Source organism: Erwinia sp. QL-Z3, assembly GCF_004551645.1.
GTDB classification, from domain to species: Bacteria; Pseudomonadota; Gammaproteobacteria; order Enterobacterales; family Enterobacteriaceae; genus Erwinia; species Erwinia billingiae.
In genome coordinates this window covers 3,069,062-3,091,161 of sequence record NZ_CP037950.1, presented here as the reverse complement: position 1 = coordinate 3,091,161, position 22,100 = coordinate 3,069,062, and the positions used below count along the sequence as shown (strand labels likewise).

At 54.7% G+C, this 22,100-nt stretch carries 16 protein-coding genes; 5 read left to right on the top strand and 11 right to left on the bottom strand.

The window, feature by feature from the left end; all coding sequences use genetic code 11:
- Positions 1-32: 32 nt before the first annotated feature.
- Positions 33-2,648: an aminopeptidase N gene (gene pepN / locus E2F51_RS14950; protein WP_134823830.1), complete on the bottom strand. Its 2,616-nt coding sequence runs from the start codon at positions 2,646-2,648 to the stop codon at positions 33-35.
- 264 nt (positions 2,649-2,912) lie between these two features.
- Here pepN and pncB point away from each other — a divergent pair, with 264 nt between their 5' ends.
- The 4 genes from pncB (at position 2,913) to E2F51_RS14930 (ending at position 8,508) form a co-directional block, all read left to right on the top strand.
- Complete coding sequence (gene pncB / locus E2F51_RS14945; RefSeq protein ID WP_134823829.1) at positions 2,913-4,118, top strand: nicotinate phosphoribosyltransferase; 1,206 nt, start codon at positions 2,913-2,915, stop codon at positions 4,116-4,118.
- A gap of 176 nt (positions 4,119-4,294) precedes the next feature.
- Positions 4,295-5,695, top strand: a complete 1,401-nt coding sequence (asnS, locus tag E2F51_RS14940; protein WP_013201546.1) for an asparagine--tRNA ligase — start codon at positions 4,295-4,297, stop codon at positions 5,693-5,695.
- 301 nt (positions 5,696-5,996) lie between these two features.
- Positions 5,997-7,103, top strand: a complete 1,107-nt coding sequence (gene ompF / locus E2F51_RS14935; RefSeq protein ID WP_013201545.1) for a porin OmpF — start codon at positions 5,997-5,999, stop codon at positions 7,101-7,103.
- Between the two features lie 214 nt (positions 7,104-7,317).
- The gene (locus E2F51_RS14930; protein WP_134823828.1) at positions 7,318-8,508 is read left to right on the top strand and encodes an amino acid aminotransferase; all 1,191 of its coding nucleotides are present in this window, start codon (positions 7,318-7,320) and stop codon (positions 8,506-8,508) included.
- A 68-nt stretch (positions 8,509-8,576) separates the two neighbouring features.
- Here E2F51_RS14930 and E2F51_RS14925 read toward each other — a convergent pair whose 3' ends face one another.
- The 7 genes from E2F51_RS14925 to cmoM form a co-directional block, all read right to left on the bottom strand.
- Positions 8,577-9,206 carry an MBL fold metallo-hydrolase gene (locus E2F51_RS14925; RefSeq protein WP_134823827.1) on the bottom strand — a complete coding sequence of 210 codons (630 nt, stop codon included), beginning with the start codon at positions 9,204-9,206 and terminating at the stop codon, positions 8,577-8,579.
- A gap of 44 nt (positions 9,207-9,250) precedes the next feature.
- Positions 9,251-9,799 carry a YcbK family protein gene (locus tag E2F51_RS14920; RefSeq protein WP_013201542.1) on the bottom strand — a complete coding sequence of 183 codons (549 nt, stop codon included), beginning with the start codon at positions 9,797-9,799 and terminating at the stop codon, positions 9,251-9,253.
- Between the two features lie 186 nt (positions 9,800-9,985).
- The gene (ldtD, locus tag E2F51_RS14915; RefSeq protein ID WP_134824877.1) at positions 9,986-11,833 is read right to left on the bottom strand and encodes a L,D-transpeptidase; all 1,848 of its coding nucleotides are present in this window, start codon (positions 11,831-11,833) and stop codon (positions 9,986-9,988) included.
- A gap of 169 nt (positions 11,834-12,002) precedes the next feature.
- A complete protein-coding gene (gene mukB / locus E2F51_RS14910) occupies positions 12,003-16,466 on the bottom strand; it encodes a chromosome partition protein MukB (protein WP_134823826.1) in 4,464 nt (1,487 codons plus the stop codon).
- The gene (gene mukE, locus E2F51_RS14905; protein ID WP_041691956.1) at positions 16,467-17,189 is read right to left on the bottom strand and encodes a chromosome partition protein MukE; all 723 of its coding nucleotides are present in this window, start codon (positions 17,187-17,189) and stop codon (positions 16,467-16,469) included. It abuts the gene before it with no gap.
- The gene (gene mukF, locus E2F51_RS14900) at positions 17,170-18,492 is read right to left on the bottom strand and encodes a chromosome partition protein MukF (protein WP_013201538.1); all 1,323 of its coding nucleotides are present in this window, start codon (positions 18,490-18,492) and stop codon (positions 17,170-17,172) included. The genes mukE and mukF overlap by 20 nt, the downstream gene beginning before the upstream one ends.
- Entirely contained in the window at positions 18,485-19,273 is a 789-nt protein-coding gene (gene cmoM, locus E2F51_RS14895) for a tRNA uridine 5-oxyacetic acid(34) methyltransferase CmoM (protein WP_134823825.1), read from the bottom strand. The genes mukF and cmoM overlap by 8 nt, the downstream gene beginning before the upstream one ends.
- Before the next feature lie 126 nt (positions 19,274-19,399).
- On the opposite strand from cmoM, the gene elyC reads away from it, so the two are divergent.
- Positions 19,400-20,188, top strand: a complete 789-nt coding sequence (gene elyC / locus E2F51_RS14890) for an envelope biogenesis factor ElyC (RefSeq protein WP_134823824.1) — start codon at positions 19,400-19,402, stop codon at positions 20,186-20,188.
- On the opposite strand, the gene E2F51_RS14885 is transcribed toward elyC, so the two are convergent.
- Genes E2F51_RS14885 through E2F51_RS14875 form a run of 3 tightly spaced genes read right to left on the bottom strand, consistent with a single transcriptional unit; the run spans position 20,165 to position 22,037 of the window.
- Positions 20,165-21,058 (bottom strand): YcbJ family phosphotransferase, encoded by an 894-nt coding sequence (locus E2F51_RS14885; RefSeq protein WP_013201535.1) that lies wholly within the window; start codon positions 21,056-21,058, stop codon positions 20,165-20,167. The genes elyC and E2F51_RS14885 overlap by 24 nt on opposite strands.
- A gap of 53 nt (positions 21,059-21,111) precedes the next feature.
- Positions 21,112-21,858 (bottom strand): 3-deoxy-manno-octulosonate cytidylyltransferase, encoded by a 747-nt coding sequence (gene kdsB / locus E2F51_RS14880; RefSeq protein WP_134823823.1) that lies wholly within the window; start codon positions 21,856-21,858, stop codon positions 21,112-21,114.
- Entirely contained in the window at positions 21,855-22,037 is a 183-nt protein-coding gene (locus E2F51_RS14875; protein ID WP_013201533.1) for a Trm112 family protein, read from the bottom strand. The genes kdsB and E2F51_RS14875 overlap by 4 nt, the downstream gene beginning before the upstream one ends.
- Positions 22,038-22,100: the final 63 nt, after the last annotated feature.

Here is a 22,100-nt window from a genome sequence, read left to right as displayed (position 1 = left end):
AACTTCGCCCCTTAGCTTTCTCTTTAGCCTGCTCAGGCGCTCAGGGCTTTACTGATTTTCTCGTAAAGGTCACCTGAAAGTTTATCCAGCCCTTTCAACTGCTCCAGCGCGTTACGCATCAACGCCTGACGACCGGCATCGTAACGCTTAAGGCGAATCAATGGCTCGATCATCCGCGCGGCAACCTGTGGGTTACGCGTGTTCAGATCGGTGAGGATTTCCGTCAGGAACTGATAGCCGCTGCCGTTTGCCGCGTGGAACGCCGATGGGTTTGCCGAGGCAAAGGCGCCAATCAACGAACGGATTCGGTTTGGATTGCTCAGGGTAAATGAGCGGTGGTTTAACAACGCACGCACGCGGTTTAACACATCCGGTGCCGGACTGGTGGCCTGCAAGGCAAACCATTTATCCATCACCAGACCATCCTGATGCCAGCGCTCGTCAAACGCCACCAGCAGCGCTTCGCGACACGGCAACTGAGCCGCCACCGAGGCCGCCATCGCCGCCAGCGAGTCGGTCATGTTATTGGCGTGGCTAAACTGTGCGTTAACCAGCTTGTCAGCCAGCTCGACGTCGCCAAAGGCCAGATACCCCAGGCAGACATTTTTCAGCGAGCGTTTGCCAATTTCGGCATGTTCAATGCGGTATTCGTCGCTTTGATTGGCGTTATAAACCGCCAGCCACTCATCTGCCAACTCGGTTGCCAGCAGGCGCACCAGCGATTCACGCACGTCAGAAATTGCCTGCGGGTCGATAGTTTCAAACAGCTCGGCAATTTCATTTTCACTCGGCAGCGTCAGGATCAACGCCATCAGCGCCGGATCGCTGTTCTCTTCCAGCAGCACCGCGCGGAAAGCATCAGCCACATGCAGCGGAAGAGAGAGCGGTTGCCCCTGCTGCTGACGTGCCACGTTTAGTTTGATGTAGGTCGCCATCAGGCTTTGAGCGGCATCCCAACGGGCAAAGTCATTGCGCGCATGGCGCATCAGGAAGGTTAACTGCGCATCGCTCCAGTTGTAGTCCAGTTTCACCGGGGCAGAGAATTCACGCAGCAGTGAAGGAACCGGCTGGAAATAGACGTTATCAAAGACGAAGCTCTGGAACTCTTCGACCACATTCAGCACGTTGTGCACCGGATGGCCGTTATGCTGCAGTGGGATCACCTTGCCTTCGCCATCATACAGTTCGATATCCAGCGGGATATGCAGCGGCAGCTTCTCTTTTTGATCGGCGGTTGCTGGCGTTCTCTGCGTGACGTGCAGCGTGTACTGTTCCAGTTCCGGGTTGTAGTCATCCCGAATTGAGAGGATCGGCGTACCCGACTGGCTGTACCAGCGGCGGAACTGCGATAAATCGACGTTGGACGCATCTTCCATCGCCTGCACAAAATCGTCGCAGGTTGCAGCGCTGCCATCGTGACGTTCGAAGTAGACCTGCATGCCTTTCTGGAAGTTCTCTTCACCCAGTAAGGTATGCATCATACGGATCACTTCTGACCCCTTCTCATACACCGTCAGCGTATAGAAGTTGTTCATTTCGATCACCTGCTCAGGGCGGATCGGATGCGCCATTGGGCTGGCATCTTCGGCAAACTGCGCACCACGCATGATACGGACATTATCAATACGGTTAACGGCACGGGATCCGAGGTCGGAACTGAACTCCTGATCGCGGAACACGGTCAGCCCTTCTTTCAGGCTGAGCTGGAACCAGTCGCGACAGGTCACACGGTTACCGGTCCAGTTATGGAAATATTCGTGACCGATAACCGCTTCAATACCGAGGTAATCTTTGTCGGTGGCGGTTTCCGCCCTGGCCAGCACATATTTCGAGTTAAAGACGTTAAGGCCTTTATTCTCCATCGCGCCCATGTTGAAGAAGTCCACCGCGACAATCATAAAGATGTCCAGGTCGTACTCCAGACCGAAGCGCTCTTCATCCCACTTCATGCTGTTTTTCAGTGAGGTCATTGCCCAGTCAGCGCGATCGAGGTTGCCACGATCGACAAAGATTTCCAGCGCCACATCGCGCCCGGTACGGGTTCTGAAGCTGTCACGCAGTACATCGAAGTCACCGGCGACCACGGCAAACAGGTAGCAAGGTTTTGGGAACGGATCTTCCCATTTCATCCAGTGGCGGCCATCTTCCATCTGTCCGGCATCAACACGGTTGCCGTTTGACAGTAAATAAGGATAGAGGGCCTTATCTGCCACAATGGTGGTGGTAAAGCGCGCCAGCACGTCAGGACGGTCAAGATACCAGGTAATGTGGCGGAAGCCTTCCGCTTCACACTGGGTACAAAGCGCTTCACCCGATTTATACAGGCCTTCCAGCGCGGTGTTTTTATCCGGGTGGATTTCGTTGACGATTTTCAGCGTAAAGGTTTCTGGCAGTTGCTCAAGGATCAGCGCGCCGTCTTCCAGACGGTAGTGCGTCCAGGCCTGGTCGTTAATGTCCAGAGAAACCAGCGTCAGGTCTTCACCGTCCAGACGCAGTTCTGCGCCTGCTGCCCCCAACCGTTTTACCTGGCTGATGGCGGTGACCTGGGTGGTGCTGGCATCGAGAATAAAAGTCAGGTCGATATCCGTGATGGTGTAATCCGGAGCACGATAATCATGGCGATTTTTGGCTTGTGGCAGTTGCGTCATAAGTCCTTCTCACGTCGATAATTAGTTAACCTTTTCAAGTCTATTCCTGTTAGCCCGATGTTGCCACGTTGAATCGCGATGCCACGGGGTCTTTGGCTTAAAAAGCTACATTTCATTAACAAGCGCACGGATTGCCCTCGACCTTATCCGCGGTAATGTGTTGTGATCCGCTTCACTAAACGAGTATTCAAGTTATACTCCAGCGTCTTTTCCACTTATTGAACCAGGGATAACGCTCTTCGCCAGAGGATGCTGAAACGCACCATGACTCGACATGCTACCCCGATCCTGACCACCTTGTTGGACACGGATGCCTATAAGCTGCATATGCAGCAAGCGGTGTTCCATCGTTACCGGAACGTTTCCGTGGTGGCTGAGTTTCGCTGCCGTGGTGACGATCTGCTGGGCATTTATGCAGATGAAATTGTCCGGCAGATAGCGACCATGCAGTCGCTGGCGCTGACTGACGAAGAAGCTGACTACCTTGCCGGCCTGCCCTTCTTTAAGGCGGACTATCTGGCCTGGCTGCGCGAATACCGTTATGACCCGTCGACGGTGGTGGTCCGCAATCACCAGGGCAAGCTGGATATTCGCATCAGCGGTTCATGGCTGGACGTCATCATGTGGGAAGTGCCGCTGCTGGCGTTGATCAGTGAAGTGGTTCATCGCCACCGCTCGCCGCTGGTCACCCCGGAAATGGCAGTCACCCATCTGCAAAGCAAGCTGGCCGGGTTTAAAGCGTTGACCGCTGACCTGGATAAGTCCCGCTTTAAGCTGATGGATTTCGGTACGCGTCGCCGCTTCTCCCGCGATGTGCAGCTGGCTATCGTCGGTACGCTGCAGCAGGAATTTCCATGGTTGGTCGGTTCCAGCAATTATGACGTGGCGCGCCAGTTGAATATCGCACCGGTGGGCACTCAGGCCCATGAATGGTTCCAGGCGCATCAGCAGATCAGCCCGGTTCTGGCAAACAGCCAGCGTGCGGCATTGCAGGCATGGCTGGAGGAGTATCCGGACCGTTTGGGCATTGCCCTGACCGATTGTATTACCATGGATGCTTTCCTGCGCGACTTCGGTGAGAACTTTGCTACCCGTTATCAGGGCCTGCGTCACGACTCCGGCGATCCGTTTGAGTGGGGCGAAAAAGCCATTGCTCATTACGAGCACCTCGGCATCGATCCTCGCAGCAAAACGCTGGTGTTTTCTGACAACCTGGATCTGGAAAAAGCCGTGGCGCTTTACCGCCAGTTTGGCCAGCGCGGGGATGTGATTTTTGGCATTGGTACCAAGCTGACCTGCGATATTCCTCAGGTCACGCCGCTGAATATCGTCATCAAGCTGGTTGAATGTAACGGCAAACCGGTCGCTAAACTCTCGGACAGCCCAGGCAAAACGATTTGCCAGGATAAAGCCTTTGTTCGCGCCTTGCGCAAAGCCTTCGATCTGCCGCTGGTGAAAAAAGCCAGTTAGTGCCGCAATAAAAAGAGAAGAGCTTCAGCCTCTTCTCTTTTCCTTCCTGCAATTTCTCTGATAAATCTCCCGCAGAACAACGAATTCTTCTTGTGTCTCGCCAGTCGGCAAGTAACATAGCACTACCCCAAATCCGGGGTATTTTTTTTAATCCTGATTAATAGTGAGAGACTTTTATGAGCGTTGTGCCTGTAGCGGATGTACTGCAAGGCCGGGTCGCGGTTGACAGTGAAGTCACCGTACGTGGCTGGGTACGTACACGAAGAGATTCAAAAGCTGGTATTTCCTTCATCGCCGTATATGACGGCTCCTGCTTTAATCCCGTCCAGGCTGTCGTCAATAATTCTCTGAATAATTATCAGGACGAAGTACTGCGACTGACCACCGGTTGTTCGGTGATCATTACCGGCAAAGTGGTGGAATCACCGGGCGAAGGCCAGAGCTTTGAAATCCAGGCCACTGCAGTAGAAGTGGTCGGCTGGGTGGATGATCCTGATACCTATCCCATGGCTGCTAAACGTCACAGCATCGAATACCTGCGTGAAGTGGCTCACCTGCGCCCGCGTACTAACCTGATCGGTGCCGTGGCGCGTGTTCGTCATACGCTGGCGCAAGCGCTGCATCGCTTCTTTGATGAGCAGGGCTTCTTCTGGGTTTCTACTCCGCTGATCACCGCGTCGGATACCGAAGGGGCGGGAGAAATGTTCCGCGTTTCCACGCTGGATATGGAAAACCTGCCGCGCACGCCAGAAGGCAAAGTGAACTTTGACGAAGATTTCTTCGGCAAAGAAGCCTTCCTGACGGTATCCGGCCAGTTGAATGGCGAGACCTACGCCAGCGCCATCTCCAAAATCTATACCTTTGGCCCAACCTTCCGTGCAGAAAACTCCAATACCAGCCGCCACCTGGCTGAATTCTGGATGCTGGAGCCGGAAATCGCCTTTGCTGACCTGGAAGACAACGCCGCACTGGCCGAAGCCATGCTGAAATACGTCTTCAAAGCGGTACTGGAAGAGCGTCGTGATGATATGGAGTTCTTTGCCGAGCGCGTAGACAAAGATGCCATCGCGCGCCTTGAGCGTTTTGTAACCACAGATTTTGCTCAGGTGGATTACACCGAAGCGGTAGAAATTCTGATCGCCTGTGGTGAGAAGTTTGAAAATGCCGTCTCCTGGGGTATCGATCTCTCCTCAGAACACGAGCGTTATCTGGCAGAAAAACACTTCAAAGCACCGGTAGTGGTTAAAAACTATCCGAAAGATATCAAAGCGTTCTATATGCGCCTGAACGACGACGGTAAAACCGTGGCGGCGATGGACGTTTTGGCCCCAGGTATCGGGGAAATCATCGGCGGTTCACAGCGTGAAGAGCGTCTGGATGTACTGGATGCGCGTCTGGCTGAAATGGGTCTGAATAAAGAAGATTACTGGTGGTATCGTGACCTGCGCCGCTACGGCACCGTTCCTCATTCAGGTTTCGGATTAGGTTTCGAAAGATTAATCGCCTATGTCACCGGTGTGCAAAATGTAAGAGATGTTATCGCCTTCCCAAGGACGCCGCGTAACGCCACCTTCTGATTTTCAGCATTAAATATAAGAAATTCATATATATATTCAAGGTCAGCCTCGCTGGCCTTTTTTTATTTTTGTAAATTTAGAGATAGTTCACAAAGTTCCGTGATTATTACATTTTGTAATACATATTTTCCTCTTGTTACTAGAATAGGAGATTAGTAGCATTTTCGGGCTAGATAATCCGCTCAGCGAATGGAAAGATGCGTGCAGACACAGGAAGACACCAAACTCTCTTCGGGGTTCTGTAAAGAATTGTTGACGGCAGTGGCAGGTGTCCAAATAACTCCAATGAGGGTAATAAAAAATGATGAAGCGCAACATTCTGGCACTGGTTATCCCAGCCCTGTTAGCAGCTGGTGCAGCCAATGCAGCAGAAATCTATAACAAAGACGGCAACAAGCTGGACCTCTATGGTAAAGCTGTTGGTCTGCACTACTTCTCTGACAACGACGGTTATGCTGGTGACGGCGACCAGTCTTATGTGCGTTTTGGTTTCAAAGGTGAAACCCAGATCAACGACATGCTGACCGGTTACGGCCAGTGGGAATACAACATTCAGGCGAACAACTCTGAAGGCGGCGACGATGCACAAGACGGTAACAAAACCCGTCTGGGCTTTGCTGGTCTGAAATTCGCTGAGTACGGTTCTGTAGATTACGGTCGTAACTACGGCATCGCTTATGACGCACTGGCCTGGACAGATATGCTGCCAGAATTCGGTGGCGACTTCGGCCAGTCTGATACCATGACCAGCCGTACCGGCGGCGTGGCGACTTACCGTAACACCAATTTCTTTGGTCTGGTTGATGGCTGGGACTTCGCAGCTCAGTACCAGGGCAAAAACGATCGTGATGACCTGCAGCGCTCTAACGGCGACGGCTACGGTGTGTCGACTTCCTACACCTCACCAATCGGTGTTGGCATCGTAGGTGCTTATAGCTCTCAGGACCGTACTAACTCTCAGAACGCTGCTGGCGTGCTGGGTCAGGGTGACCGTGCTGAATTCTGGGGCACTGCTCTGAAATATGATGCAAACAACGTTTACCTGGCCGCATCTTATGCTGAAGGCCGTAACGCTACCCGCATCTCTGGTAACATCATCGACGTCAATGGTGCATCTAACGCTGTTTCTGGCTTCGCTAACAAAACTCAGGACATCGAGTTAGTTGCACAGTACCAGTTCGACTTCGGTCTGCGTCCGTCCATTGCCTACGTTCAGACTAAAGGCAAAGACATCGAAGGCGTTGGCGATGTTGACCTGGTTAAATACTTCGAAGTGGGCGCGACTTACTACTTCAACAAAAACATGTCTACCTATGTTGACTACATCATCAACCAGATTGATGACGACAACAAACTGGGCATAGGTTCAGGCGATACCGTAGCATTGGGTCTGGTTTACCAGTTCTAATAAGCTGCACTGCCGGGGTGATTCGCGTCACCACCGCGCAACGTCAAAACGGGGCTTCGGCCCCGTTTTTGTTTCCTCCGCCCCGCTTTCTCCCTCTGATTAGTTACCCTCACTCTGTTCCCTGTGATTTTTAACGCAAACGGTTGGCAATTTGTGCGCTGTGGCGTAACCTGAGTCCTCACTTCGCTTTAGATTAAGCTAACGGACTTCGACTATGTTTGAACGCATTGCAGCTGCACCCGCCGACCCTATTCTTGGTTTAGCCGATCTCTTCCGTGCCGACGATCGCCCAAATACGATCAATCTGGGCATTGGTGTCTATAAAGACGAAACCGGCAAAACACCGGTACTCACCAGCGTGAAGAAAGCTGAGCAGTATCTGTTAGAGAATGAAACCACCAAAAATTACCTCAGCATCGATGGACTGGCCGACTTCGGTAAGTGCACTCAGGAACTGTTGTTTGGGAAAGACAACGCCATTGTGAGCACCAAGCGTGCCCGCACAGCGCAGACCCCAGGTGGAACCGGTGCATTGCGCGTTGCGGCTGACTTTATTGCCACTCAGACCAGCGCGAAGCGCATCTGGGTAAGCAACCCAAGCTGGCCGAACCATAAAAATGTGTTTGAATCCGCGGGTCTTGAAGTCTGCGAGTACCAGTATTACGACGCGGCCAATCACTCCCTCGACTTTGAGGGCATGGTTAACGCCCTGCGTGAGGTTGCAGCCGGTGACGTGGTGCTGTTCCATGGCTGCTGCCATAACCCGACCGGTATCGATCCGACGGCTGAACAGTGGGCACAACTTTCCGAGCTGTCACTGGCCGGTGGCTGGCTGCCGCTGTTCGACTTCGCCTATCAGGGCTTTGCCCGGGGTCTGGAAGAAGATGCGGAAGGCCTGCGTATTTTTGCGGCCAGCCATCAGGAACTGATCGTCGCCAGCTCTTATTCGAAAAACTTCGGTCTGTATAACGAACGCGTTGGCGCACTGACGCTGGTTGCCAGCGAAGCATCGGTAGCGGATACCGCATTCAGCCAGGTGAAAGCCACCATCCGTGCAAACTACTCTAACCCACCGGCGCACGGTGCGGCGGTAGTGGCCACCATCCTCGGTAACGCGGCTCTGCGTGCTATCTGGGAGCAGGAACTGGCAGACATGCGTCAACGCATCCACCGTATGCGTCAGCTGTTTGTGAACACCCTGCAGGAGAAAGGCGCTAAAGGGGATTTCAGCTTTATCATCAAGCAGAATGGCATGTTCTCATTCAGCGGTTTGACGAAAGACCAGGTGGTTCGCCTGCGCGAAGAGTTCGGCGTGTATGCGGTGAATTCAGGTCGTGTGAACGTGGCCGGCATGACGCCAGATAATATGGCTCCGCTGTGTGAAGCGATTGTCGCCGTGCTGTAAACCGGCGACTGAGCATAAAAAAAGCCTGCTTAATGCAGGCTTTTTTGTGTCTTTTTTCCCCGAGCGCGTTACTGCAGGAACGGGTTCGAAATTCTTTCACGGCCCAGTGTGGACATCGGCCCATGTCCCGGTAAAAAGGTCACGTCGTCACCCAGCGGTAAAAGCTTGGTCTTAATGGATGCGATCAGGTCCGCATGGCTGCCCTGAGGAAAATCAGAGCGCCCTACGCCGCCGTTAAAGATCACGTCACCGGAGACCAGCAGGCGAGAAGCACGGTCAAAGAACACGATGTGGCCGGGCGTATGGCCAGGGCATAACAGGATGTCGAGGGTGATGTTGCCGAGCTGCACGGTTTCCCCCTCTTCCAGCCAGAGATCTGGCGTCAGAGGCGCGCAATATGGGAAGCCGAACATCTGGCTCTGAGCAGGTAAACCTTCCAGCCAGAAAGCATCCGCCTTATGGGGACCAACAACCGGCACGCCATAAAAAGCCGCCAGTTCGGCAGCGGCGCCAACATGATCAAGGTGTCCGTGGGTCAGCAGAATTTGCGTTACGGTAACGCCTTTTTCTGCCACATGCGCCTGGATGGTATCGGCATCGCCGCCGGGATCCACCACCGCTGCCTGCAGGGTTTCGGCGCACCAGATCAGCGAGCAGTTCTGGGCGAATGCCGTTACCGGGATAATTTGATAGTCCATAACACTCCGTTACCGGCGAGCCATGGCCCTACCGGAATTTCATCTTACCAGTGCCGTGCCGGCCCGGTATCAATATGCACAAAGTTACTGCTTGGGTAGTATCCTACACCACCAGCGCCCATGGAAAGCGCCGCTTTGCGAACATTGCTCAATGCAATCCCGTCAATATGTAAATCCATCGCCTGACCCAGCGTGTGGTAACTGTGTTTCGCTACGCCTTTCGTGTGGGCCCGCAGGGAATTGTTGGTCGCCAGCGAACGATACCCCGATATCAACGTCACCGGTTTGCGGGTATCGAGCAACGCCTGCAAACGATAAAGCTGATCGAACAGATGCGGATCGATGTTCTTGACCTTGTTGGCCCGATAATCACGGAAGAAATGATTCAAACGTGACAACTCATCCTTGTCGTAACTTTTCCCGTTAAAAAACTCAGTTTTGAGCGTTTCACCGGTATTCAGGTTATTCAGTGTTAATACACGAGGACGCGAGGTGGAGAGCGAGGCGAACGCCTGTCGGGGAAGCAATGCACAACCTAATGCAGCGCCTCCTAATGTCAGCCACTTACGGCGATGAGAGTCAAAATTATTCATTAATCTGTATTACCCGGCTAAATGTTCTGAAATGGTGCAAAATGGTCACCGTTTGGAACCATAACCGGGGAGAATAGCTGAGTCAACCGGGGAAATGTGACAGCTTCGGCAAATATCAACACCTGTCTGGAAGCCGAGGTGACCGGCCCAGTTTGCCCTGAGCCGGAACACCTGAAGAATCAACCATTAGAGCATTAATTGACCAGCAGCAGCCATACTCTGCACGCCAGAACGCGCCGTCATATCATAATTGTAAATATCTGTACGATATTGCGCCTTACCATCATCCGCCACCCACGCCGTCAGGTAGTAAAGATTGACCGGAATGCGATGACGAATCGGCACGTAGCGGGTGTCACCTTCTTTCAGCGTGCTGGAAATGCGCGTGTCATTCCATCCCGCATCCTGTAACAGCAGGTTGGCCAAATCAGACGCTTTATTCACACGGACACAGCCTGAACTCAGCGCCCTGATGTCTTTCTGGAACAGGTTATGGTTCGGCGTATCGTGCAGATAGATGGCGTCTGAGCTAGGCATATTGAACTTATACCTTCCCAGCGAATTCGTTGCACCCGGCGCCTGACGTATGCGGTAAGGGAATGACGCCGCTGAAACCATCCGCCAGTCGATCATCGACGGATCGATGACTTCCGCATCATTGCTCCAGCCAGAGAGCAAGGTGTAGTTATGTTTATAAAGATAAGCCGGGTCCTGCTTCACTTTCGGCACAATATCCTGACGGACCAGCGTAGTCGGCACATTCCATGGCGGGTTAAGCACCACGTTATTCAGTGCGCTGCGCATCAGAGGCGTTTTGCGGTCTGGTCGACCCACAATAACCCTCGACGCCAGGATTTGACTGCCGTTGAGATAATAGATCAGCGAGTAGTTCGGGATATTCACCATAATCCCGTTGTGCATATCATCAGGCAACAGACGCAAACGCTGAATATTCAGCGCAAGCAGAGAAGCACGAAGCTGCGGCGAAACGTTCAGCCATTCACGGGTGCGTGGGCCAATCGCGCCATCCGGCTCAAGCCCCTGCCAGCGTTGGAAGCGTTTTACCGCTTCGACCAGATCGGCAGAATAGATATGTGTTGGGTCGGCGGGCACGGCATTTCCCTGCACCTGACCGGCCAGCTCAGGCGTGTTGGCAGCATTGGGATTTTCCGGCAGCGGCGTGGCGGAAGGACTGACGGTCGCCTGCTCATCAACCGGCTTAGGCGCTGGCGTCGAAGCAATCTCTTCCTCCACGAAAGACGCCGGTACGCTGGTGGTCGGGACGGCTTCATCGGTCGGCTTCGGTCCTTCGGCGCTGGCGGTCATCATTCCGGTGCGCTCCAGAATGGCCCTCAGTGCAGGAACATCATCACTCAATTGTCCCGGCTTCAGGGTCTGTTTCGCGGCCAGCTGCGGCCAGGGATGATTATCTGCCAGCAGCGTTTTCAGCGCCTGATGCATCAGAACATATTGCGGGTGCTGCGGCGCAAGCGAGGTGACAAAGGCATTGGTTCCACCGTGTTCAACCGCTCTCTGCCACTGATTAATCACCGACAGGGTGGGCACTTCCAGCTTATAGGGCACGTTGCTGTACAGCCAGGTTTCCCCTTTGGCGGGCACCGTGGAGACAAACTGCAGATAGCCCAGCATCGCATCAGACAGCACGACATCACGCGCCATTCCCGTAATAGAAGGATCGGTCAGCAGTTTAACCCACAGATTAAACTGCGGTTGCACGCCAGAAATGGCCACTTCAGCCAGTTGCTGCTGGAACTGCTGCACAGCCTGCCGATCCTGCCACAGTGGCTGCATGCCCTGGGTCGCATACAGCGAAGCCAGGGTCGTCAGATAAAACGGTTTATAACCAGCAGGAAGCGTGGCCAGCAGATGTCGCTGGGCCTGCGATGGGGTATAGGTTGCCGTTACAGGCGCGGATACAGGCGGAATACCTGCCAATGCGGGTTGCATCTGACCGGCAAGCACCAGGCAAGCACTAAATAGTGCCAACCTTGCAGAATTCGTTTTCATCAGCAACATCCCTTGCTCCCTGGTTAAGTGCCAAAACAGATGGCGATCACCTGTTTATTAGTCATTGTTATCAGTATAGAAAAAGAAAACGGCATTCGCTGTAAATACAACCAATGCCGTTGGGTAGAATAAACCGCTGCCCGACTTTTTACTATATCTGCCGGTTGAGATTTTCTTATGAAGAAGCCTGTTGATCTTCCTCAGGTGTGGAGGAATTTGCGGCGGTTGGCTCGGCGGCAAAGCCGCGCAGGCCGACGACGTGAACGTGTTCAATGTTATTGACCACTTTACGCACCAGTTTATAGGTCGTGCCCTTCTCAGGGCTGATATTCTCTGGCGCGGCGATAATCAGCTGCATTTCCAGACGATCGCACAGCTCAAACAGCGTGGCGATCGACTTGGCATCCAGTCGCGCGGCTTCATCGAGGAACAGTAGGCGGCACGGTGAGATATCTTTTCCGCGCAGGCGACGAGACTCTTCTTCCCAGCTCTGCACGACCATCACCAGAATCGACATCCCGGTCCCGATCGCTTCACCGGTTGACAACGCACCACTTTCCGCACGCAACCAGCCATCAGATCCCCGGTTTACCTCAACCTCCATTTCCAGGTAGTTACGGTAATCCAGCAGCTCTTCACCAATGGTTTGCGGCGTACGCTGGCCCATATCAATCTGTGGATTCAGGCGCTGATACAGCTTAGCCAGCGCTTCTGAGAAGGTCAGGCGATTGCTGTTAAACAGATCCTGATGCGCTTCATGCTGTTCAGACAATACGTCCAGCAGCGTGGAATGCGCCTCGCGGACGTTAACATTCAGACGGACGCTCTTCACCTGGCCGAAGCTCACGGCCTGCAGGCCCTGGTTCAGCTGGCGAATACGGTTTTGCTCACGCTGAATGGTCTTACGAATAATGTTAGACACGCTGCGGGAGCTGATAGCCAGCATCTGTTCGCGCGCGGTTAACTCTTCGGTCAGACGGCCAAGTTCAATCTCCATCTGCTCAATCGCTTCGACCGGATCGTCGGTACGGATGATGTCCTGACGAATGCGTTCACGCAGATGCTGATAAACAGCGATGAAGAACTGAATCTTACGCTCTGGCCGTTTTGGATCTTCGGACAGACGCAGCACGTCGCGCAGATGTTCGTTGTCGGCCACCGCCAGACGCAGCGCACCTAACGCCTTATCCGACATTGAACGCAGCTCATCACCGCCGAGGTAAGAGAGTTCACGACGATGGAGACGGCGCTCAACGCCATTGTCTTTCACCAGGCGTAACACCGCGACCCAACCCGCCTTGGCATGAACAACCTGCTCGCGGCCCTGATGGTAATCGCGCTCGACACGCTTCAGTTTTTTCTGCAGCGCGTCCATTTCGGCTTCGCAGAAGGTGATCTGCTTTTCCAGCTGATTGCGACGGGCGCGGTTATTGCTTAGCGCAGCGTAGAGTTCATCACGGCGCAGACGCGCGCGCTCTTCCGCGCTGGCATCTGCCTGCACACCGATATCCTGCATTTCCTGCTGAAGTTCTTTCAGCATGTCGCGCTTGGCATCGTAAGAACTTTTCAGTGACGCCAGCACCTGTGAATATTGGGTAAACTGCGCCTGATGACCGCGCAGCTGCTCGCGGGCACGGGTACGATCGGATTCGGCCTGCTCAAGACGCTTACGCAGCTTCTCATTCAGGTCGCTGTTACCGTCGAGCATGCCGGCGGAATCGACATAGCCAAAGTGCGCGCGACGCTGCACCACTTCGGTCATGGCAAAGGCTTGCTGGCGGGCATCGCGCTGAACCTGCTGCGCCTGCTGATAATCCAGCTTCAACTGTTCGTGCTGTTCCGGATCGCTCTGCAGCACCGAAATCAGCGGTTCCAGTTTCGCCAGTTGCGCGCCGTGCTGCTGCAGGAAACGCGCGGCTTCCTGTGCTTCATCCAGACGCTCAAGCAGTTCGTCATAACGATCCTGCAGGGTTTCATCCTGCAGCAGGCTGACGCGTGGCATCAGGCGGTTAAGCTGGGCGACGCCCTCTTTCGCCTGATCAAACTGCTGACGCTGCTGCTGGTTTTCCGTTTCATGCGCGGCCTGGCCACGTTCGAGTTCACCGCGACGCAGGTTCAGTAAACGCAGCTCGGCTTCCGGATCCGACTCAAAGGCGACGGCTAAATGGCTACCGATAAAACGGCTGAACGACTGGTGCAGACGCTGCGTTTTCTGCACGTCAAACGACAGCGTGGCATAGCGTTCTGCCAGCGTTTCGCGTTCGGCATGTAACAGATCCAGCTGATTTTCACGGGCAGCACGACCAAACAACGGCACTTTAGGGAAGCGCGAGTAACGCCACTGGCGATCGCCTGACTTCACCACTACCGCTTTTTGCAGCTCTTCAACGTTAAATACGCTGTCATCGAACGACTGCGGGTCCCCTTCGATCAGATAAAGGTCTTCCGGGCAGTCTTCCAGACCGTCCAGCAGATCCTGCACCAGTGACAGATCGGGCACCACGATACCGTGACGGGCCGGGCCATACAGCGCGGAGAAGTACGGCGCATCGTCGATGGTGACGTCGTCATAAATTTCTGACAGCAGCACGCCGCCAAAACGCTCGGCCAGATGGGTCATACGGCCATCTTCAGCGCCGCCAGGCTGGCTCAGACGCTCGACCTGTTTTTCAACTTCGCGTTTACGGGCCGAAACTTCGTCGCGTTCAACGGTGGTTTCGCGCTCGCGCTCCAGCAGCTGCTGCATGTACTCGGTCACCTGCTGACCGCTCTCCAGCTCCTGACCGGTTTGCTCGTTCAGCTGGCTAAGAATATCCTGCGCGGCATGCCACTGAGGAGCCAGTTTGGTCAGACGGGCAATGCGTTCACGCACCTGTTCAAGCTCCTGACGCATTTCCATGCGACGTTCGCCCGCTTCAGACACGCTTTCGGACAGCTGTTCAATACGGGCTTCAAGCTCGTACTGATAGCCTTCCAGATCCTGCGGCTCAAACTGTTGCCCGTGACGCTTACAGAACTCATTCAGTAACCGTTCTGCATCCTGCTGTTCACGCAGTCGCTGTTCCATCTCGGCCACGCGGGAACGTAAGGACTGCAACTGCTCGGCGTGATAACGCTGATTGCTGGCATCGCGAAGCAATTCGCGGCCGGTGTGATACGCGTCGGAACGACTGACCGGTCCGGCAATGCGGCCCACCAGCTCAAAAGCCTGCTCGAACTGACTGTGAGCAGCCTGCGCCACGCTCATTTTCTGTTCAAGCTGCAATAACTTGTCGGTCGCTTCCTGCTCTTTCGCACGGAAGGTTTCCTGCCACTCTTCGGCATTGTCGACGGTCAGTTCGGCAACCCGGCAGATTTCCTGCGCGCGCTGCAGCGCCTGCAACGCTTGCTGATACTGGATAGCGCGGGTTTGCTGCACGTCCAGCGCCTGCTGGTAATCGGCCAGCTGACTTTTCAGCTCATCGACTTCCAGTTCAGCGGCTTCGCTGCGGGCTTCATTCTCTTCCTGCACTTCACGGGCTTCAGCGACAACTTCATTCTGCTCTTCAAGACGGTAGGTCAGCTCATCGATATCGCCTTCATAGCGCTCGATTTTTTCCTGCTGACGCATTGCCGTCTGCACCAGGTTAAGGTGGTCGCTGGCGCTCTGGTAATCGGTTTCGAGATCGCTTTCTGCTCCGTTGTGCTCAGCCAGTTCGCGAGCCATTTCAACATGGCGATACTGCTCCGCTTTTAACTGCTTGCGGCTGGTGAACAGCTCATTACGGTTCAATAACGCGCCGTCAAGGTGGATGCGGCGTTCGTTAGCATGACGCATATAGTCCGCAGCAACATAGCTGGTTGCTTCGGAGATCAGGTGCTTAAACAGATCGCGGTCGGACTGGGTCACGCGAATCGCTTCCAGCGTCATGCGGTTCTCGCGCAGCGCGGCTTCCATATCCTGGAAGGCCTTACGCACGCCGCTGTTTTCCGGCAGCAGGTAATCACGCAGCGATCGGGTAATGGCGCTGGAGATACCGCCATACAGCGAGGCTTCGATCAGGCGATAGTATTTGCTGCGGTCGGCGGCTGAGCGCAGACGACGCGCCACAATGCCCAGATCGAACATCAGCGAGTGGTAATCAGTGATCGAGTTAAACTGCTTAAACTGCACGCTTTCCATCGCTTCGAACTTGTCTTTCAGTTCGCTCAGCGGCAGAACGCGGGCCTGACGGGCATTGACCGTTTCCGTCAGGATTTCCGTTGGGTTAATCGACATCGGCAGGCCGTGAATGCTGAAAGGCTTGATATCGACTTTACGATCGCGTCCGGCAACCTGCTGCAGACGCACACCGACAATCACGCGCTGATGCAGGGAATTCACCACGTCCAGCGCGGCGTAACAGACGCCAGGACGCAGCTTTCCGTGTAAACCTTTGTCACGCGAGCCGGAGGTGGCTCCCGCTTCGGTGGTGTTACGGAAGTGCAGCAGGGTCAGATCGGGGATCAGCGCCGTGATAAAGGCCGCCATGGTGGTAGACTTACCGGCGCCGTTACCGCCGGAAAGCGTGGTAACCAGCTCATCCAGGTCAAAGGTGCGGGCAAAAAAACCGTTCCAGTTAACCAGGGTCAGCGAGCGAAATTTTCCGCGTTCAATCATTTACTCGTTCTCCGCGTTGTCCGACGACGGGCTCTGCGCCTCATCATCCTCTTCGCTTTCATCATTCAGCGCCAGGCCACCTTCAATCGGCATCGCTTCGCCATCCCGGATCATTCTCAGCTGCGCTTCGCGGGCATCGTCGCCGCTCCGCACATCCGCACCAAAGCGGAATACCGACTCAATAATGCGGAATTTGCTGCTGTCATTACCCATAAACCACACCATGCCAAGGCGGCGCAGACGGTTAAGGGAGGCGCGCATTTTTTCCTGCAACTTTTGCCGATCGAGATCGGAACCGGTTGAGCGCTGGTTAACGAACTTCATCAGCTTGCTTTCATCAGCCAGCGACAGCAGCTCATCATAAAGCTCCTGCTGGGTGAAGATGCCTTCATTCGCCAGACGTTCCGGGCTCAGGTAGAGATAACACAGGATTTTGCCCACCATCATATCCAGCTCGGAAAGGACCGAACGCGGGATCAGCGTGGTGGAGCGGGGACGCAGATAGAAGAAGCCTTCCGGGGCACGGATCAACTCAACGTTGTAACGCGCGTAAAACTCTTCCAGATACTCCTGATAATCCATCAGGAAAGCATGTTGATCCAGCTCTTCAATGCCAATATGGCGACCGGAACGTAACTGGCTGTCCAGCGCCGGGAAAAGAGAATTGGCCAGCGCCTGTGCCAGTTTAACCGGCATCACTTGTTCAATATTTGTCGATGACATGCGCCTGCACCTTGGCTCCGTAATCATTAATGACCTGCCATTCTGCTGACAAGCCGGAGAAATCTGCTTCGGCCACGCCTAAGCGGACGGCCTGATCGACGACAATACGCGCCACGTCGAAGTGTCGTGCCCGGGGGTACTGCACCAGGTAATCACGCATCACTGTGCCCAGATTGAGCGGTTTCTGTTGGGCTTTATAGATGGCCAGCGCTTCTTCAATCATCGCGGCCAGCTGTTCACGAATTTCGTTAAACTCTTCGTATTCCAGTTCGGAAGGCAGTTCACCGGTCACTTCCTCACTGCGCAACGCCAGTTCTTCATCACGCATGTCATACAGGCGTTCAGCATTGGCATAGGTCAATGCCCAGGGATGATCGAAATAGGTTTGCACAGACTTGCGCAGGCGTTGAGCGAAGACACGGTTTTTATCCATATCGATGGCGGTACGAATGAATTTGTGCACGTGGCGGTCATAGCCGATCCACAGGTCAATCGCCTGCTGTCCCCAGCTGATAATGCGGTCTAGCTTGTTTTGCAGGTCGTACACCAACTTATCGATAAAGCCGAGGTCCGGGCTGCTCAGCGTGGCATCCTGAATGCGTAACAGATTGGCCTGCAGCTTATCGCCTGCCGCTTCCAGCGTGTCCTGCAATTCGCGCAGCGTGCCGGAGGTTTCATTCAGCAGCATTTCACAGCTGGAAATGGCCGCGCGCCAGTCTTTATTCAACAGCTGGGCGATATCGTCTTTCACCGCCTGCTGCTGTTCATCCATGGTTCGCTGGGTGATATCGATGCTGTCGAAGATTTCTGCCACCGAGTATTTCAGCGGGGCAAAAACGTTGCGATGCCAGTGGAATTCGTCACCGTCTTCATCGGCCGCATCGGCAGCGCGCTTCAGCTCGCCGGCAACAATCGACAGCTGCATCGACAGCCGCAGCGTTGAGAACTCACGCTGGCGGATGTAGTAATCCGTAATGCCGATGGCCAGCGGCGTCAGGCGATAGATGGCGTTGCCATCGGCCTGTTCACTGACAAATCGGTTAAGCAGGCGCTGACGCACCATATCGTTGATGGCGTTATTGGCTCGCACACCAACGGTTTCGCTGGTCTGTTCAAACCCTTCACTGACGTGACGGAAGGCATCGGTCAATTCGCCTTCGCTCATTTCGCCATCCATGCGCTCCCCGTTCAGGGTGGCAATCGCCAGCAAAAACGTCAGACGTTCGGTAGGCAACGTGACGGAAAAGTCATTTTTTCGCGCCCAGGCGACCAGTTCCGGTACAGTCTGGGAAAATTCACTCATGGTTCGTCCTGTTTATGGGTTTCCGCGCGGTCACGTGGATATAACGGCCCAAACTTAAAAATGGCTCCTGGCGGCAGAAGCGTAGTTCCTGCTGCAGAACTTCCTCAAAACGTTCAGATTGCTTGTTCTTGTCACGCATATAGTCATGAAAAACGCGGATCCCGGTCTTGGTTTCCACTGTAAAGCCTGCTGCTTCTAACCAGCGATAAACCTGCTCAGGTTCACGTGGGAAGTCAGGCGACAGCGTTTTTCGTTTGCGTTTCTTCAGGTCAGCCTGCATATAACCGAAGTTGCCCAGCACCAGCGTCTGCATTATCAGGCCATTGACGTTATAAAACATCAGCGACAGCACGCCGCCCGGGGCCAGCACATCATACAGTGCTTTTAAGATGGCTTCAGGCTCGGCAACCCATTCAAGCACCGCGTGAAACAATACCAGATCGGCCGGCTTATCCAAATGTTGACCGACCTGTTGCGCGCTAATTTGTTTGAATTGCATGTTCCCGCTCACACCTTTTTCTTCGGCATGAGCCTCTGCGCGTTGCAACATCTCAGCGGAGAGATCGCAGAGTAAGACCTGATGACCTCGGGCTGCCAGGCCACAACTCATCTGCCCTTCTCCACCGCCGGCATCCAGCACGTTGAGTGGCCCTTCCGGCAGGCTGGCGAGGATCTCTTCCAGCTCCTGCCAGACGATCGCCTGGCGGATCCGCCCTTTGGTGGTACCGTAGATATTCTTCGAAAATTTTTCGGCTATATCATCAAAGTTGCGATCCTGCATTCGGGTTCCCGGCGGCTGAGTGGGTGAAACTGGCGGCTATTTTGACATACACTGACCAGGAATGAACCTTTCAGTCATCGCCAGGCTCTCGGGTGGTGTTTTTTCGGACAAAAGGAGTCCGTTTTCATGCTTTTTGCGTTAAAAAAACTCGTCGGTGGGCTGTTGCTGCCCTTGCCTTTGCTGATTGTGTTGATGGCAATTGCGCTTTTGTTGCTCTGGTTCAGCCGCTGGCAGAAAACCGGCAAAATTATCCTCTCTGCTGCCTGCCTGCTGTTAGCGCTGTTAAGCCTGCAACCGGTGGCGGACAGCCTGCTTGCGCCGACCGAAAACCGCTATCCCACCTGGCAGAATCAGCAAAAAGTCGGCTATGTGGTGGTGCTGGGCGGTGGATACACCTGGAATCCAGACTGGGCGCCTGGCTCCAATATGATCAACAACAGTTTGCCGCGGCTGGTTGAAGGGATCCGCTTATGGCGGGAAAATCCGGGAGCCAAATTGATCTTTACCGGTGCGGCGGCGCAGAACAATCCGGTCAGCTCTGCCGAAGTCACGTCCCGCGTCGCCCAGTCACTAGGCGTGCCACTGAGTGCGATCGTGACGCTTGATAAACCGAGGGATACCCGACAGGAAGCGGCTGAAGTGGCTAAGGTGGTGGGAAAAACACCCTTCCTGCTGGTGACATCCGCCTCACACCTGCCGCGAGCGATGATCTTTTTCCAACAGCAGGGACTGGATCCTCTACCGGCGCCAGCCAATCAGCTGGCTATTGCCTCACCGTTGAATGTCTGGGAACGCGCAATTCCGTCGCCATTGTGGCTGGGTCACAGCGATCGGGCGATTTATGAGTGGTTGGGAAGAGGCTGGCAACGGCTGACCTCCGGGGATCGGGCCTCAACTGAGCCAGGGGAGCAGTGAGTCCGCCGCGCGTTGAAAACGACGTGCATCGAACTGGCCGGTATGAATCAGCCGGTCAGTTTCGTCCCACAGCGTGTACAGCCAGCGCCGGGCAACAAACCCTTCCGCCACCGGAGCCTGCTTCAGGTAATGGAAAAGCAGCGATTCTGCCAGCCCCTCTTCGCACAGCCGGAACAACTCATATTCCCGTGGTGCCCACAGCATCATCCCGGGATTGATCATTGACAATAACTGGTCGCTCCACGCCTCTTTCAACATGCTGCTCAGTGACAGATTGCCGTGAACCAGCACGCAAGGATCGTTGAAATCCGCCAGCAGATTGCCGAGGTTTTCCCGGCTGCGGTAGAGCACGCGCCGGTGTTCCATCGACAGCGCGTCAGGCCGCATAAACCCGAGCGTGGACCAGATCACCTCAACGCGCTGGGCATACCAGGAAACCCAGTTATTTTCCTGCGTGCTGTCGACGCTGCCGACCAGACCGTGGCTGTCGAGCCGATGCCATGCCAGTAAGGCGGCAACAATCTGATCCTGCAACTGCAGCCAGCGGACCGGCGTGCGCGTTGGCGCTTCAACCGACACGCCGCCCATGCGCTCGATCAACAAGACATCATGCTGTGGCGGTTGCTGGCTGACGATCAGGCCGTAGACCGTCGGCAAACGGATGGTGCTGTCCTTAGCGAGCATCGAAAGCTTATAGGCTTCCTGTGCCGCGATGCCTTTGACATTGAAGTATTTTGCCACCATTGGCAGCGAGTGGCCTTGCTGGTCATAGAGCGAATACAGGCTGGACCAAGGTTGCTCACTGATACATTCCAGGCGGCTGAGGGTTTCGCCCAATACCAGAGAAAGCTCCGAGCGGAGTTGTTCCATTTCCTCCTCCTTTAAAAAAAGTGGAGAAGGGGCCAGCGAAGGCCCCAACAGGATTACTGCATAGCCGCGCGCACGCGGGCCAAATCTTCCGGTGTATCGACACCAACGCTTGGGATCGCTTTGGCGACGGCAACGGGGATTTTTTCGCCGTACCAAAGCACGCGTAGCTGCTCAAGCAGCTCAATGTGCTCCAGCGGGCTCGGCTCCCAGCTGACATAGCGGCGAATAAAGCCCGCACGGTAGCCGTAGATGCCAATGTGACGCAGGAAGGTATCACCGATTTCTTCGCGGGAGGTGGCAAAACGCTCACGATCCCAGGGAATGGTAGCCCGGGAAAAATAGAGCGCGTAACCTTTCGCATCCATCACGACTTTGACCGCATTCGGATTGAAGGCTTCCTCTGCGGTCTCAATGGGCACGGCTAACGTCGCCATGCCGGCTTCGCTTTTGGCCAGGTTTTCTGCCACCTGACGGATGATAACCGGTGGGATCATCGGCTCATCGCCCTGCACGTTCACGATGATGGTGTCATCGGCAAACTGATAGCGATCGATCACTTCAGCCAACCGTTCCGTGCCGGAGTGGTGATCGGCGCGGGTCATACACACCTCACCGCCGGCCGCTTCAACAGCACGCGCCACCTGTTCATTATCGGTAGCGACAATGACCCGATCGGCACCTGATTCCAGCGCTCGCTCCATCACATGCACTACCATCGGTTTACCCTGGATATCGACCAGCGGTTTACCCGGCAGGCGCGTTGAAGCAAAACGCGCCGGGATAATAGCGACAAAACTCATGGGTGGATCTCTTCCATGGTGAGTGAACGCGCTTCTGTCTCCAGCAGGACTGGAATGCCGTCGCGCACAGGATAAGCGAGGCCATCAGGTTTGCAGATAAGCTCCTGCTGGTCTTTGATGTAATACAGTTTGCCGTGGCAAACAGGACAAGCAACGATTTCGAGTAAACGGTGATCCATGGTTTCTCCCTGGTGATCCCGGTCAGACAGGTCCTTAGAATATCATAGCTGGCGCGGCATCGG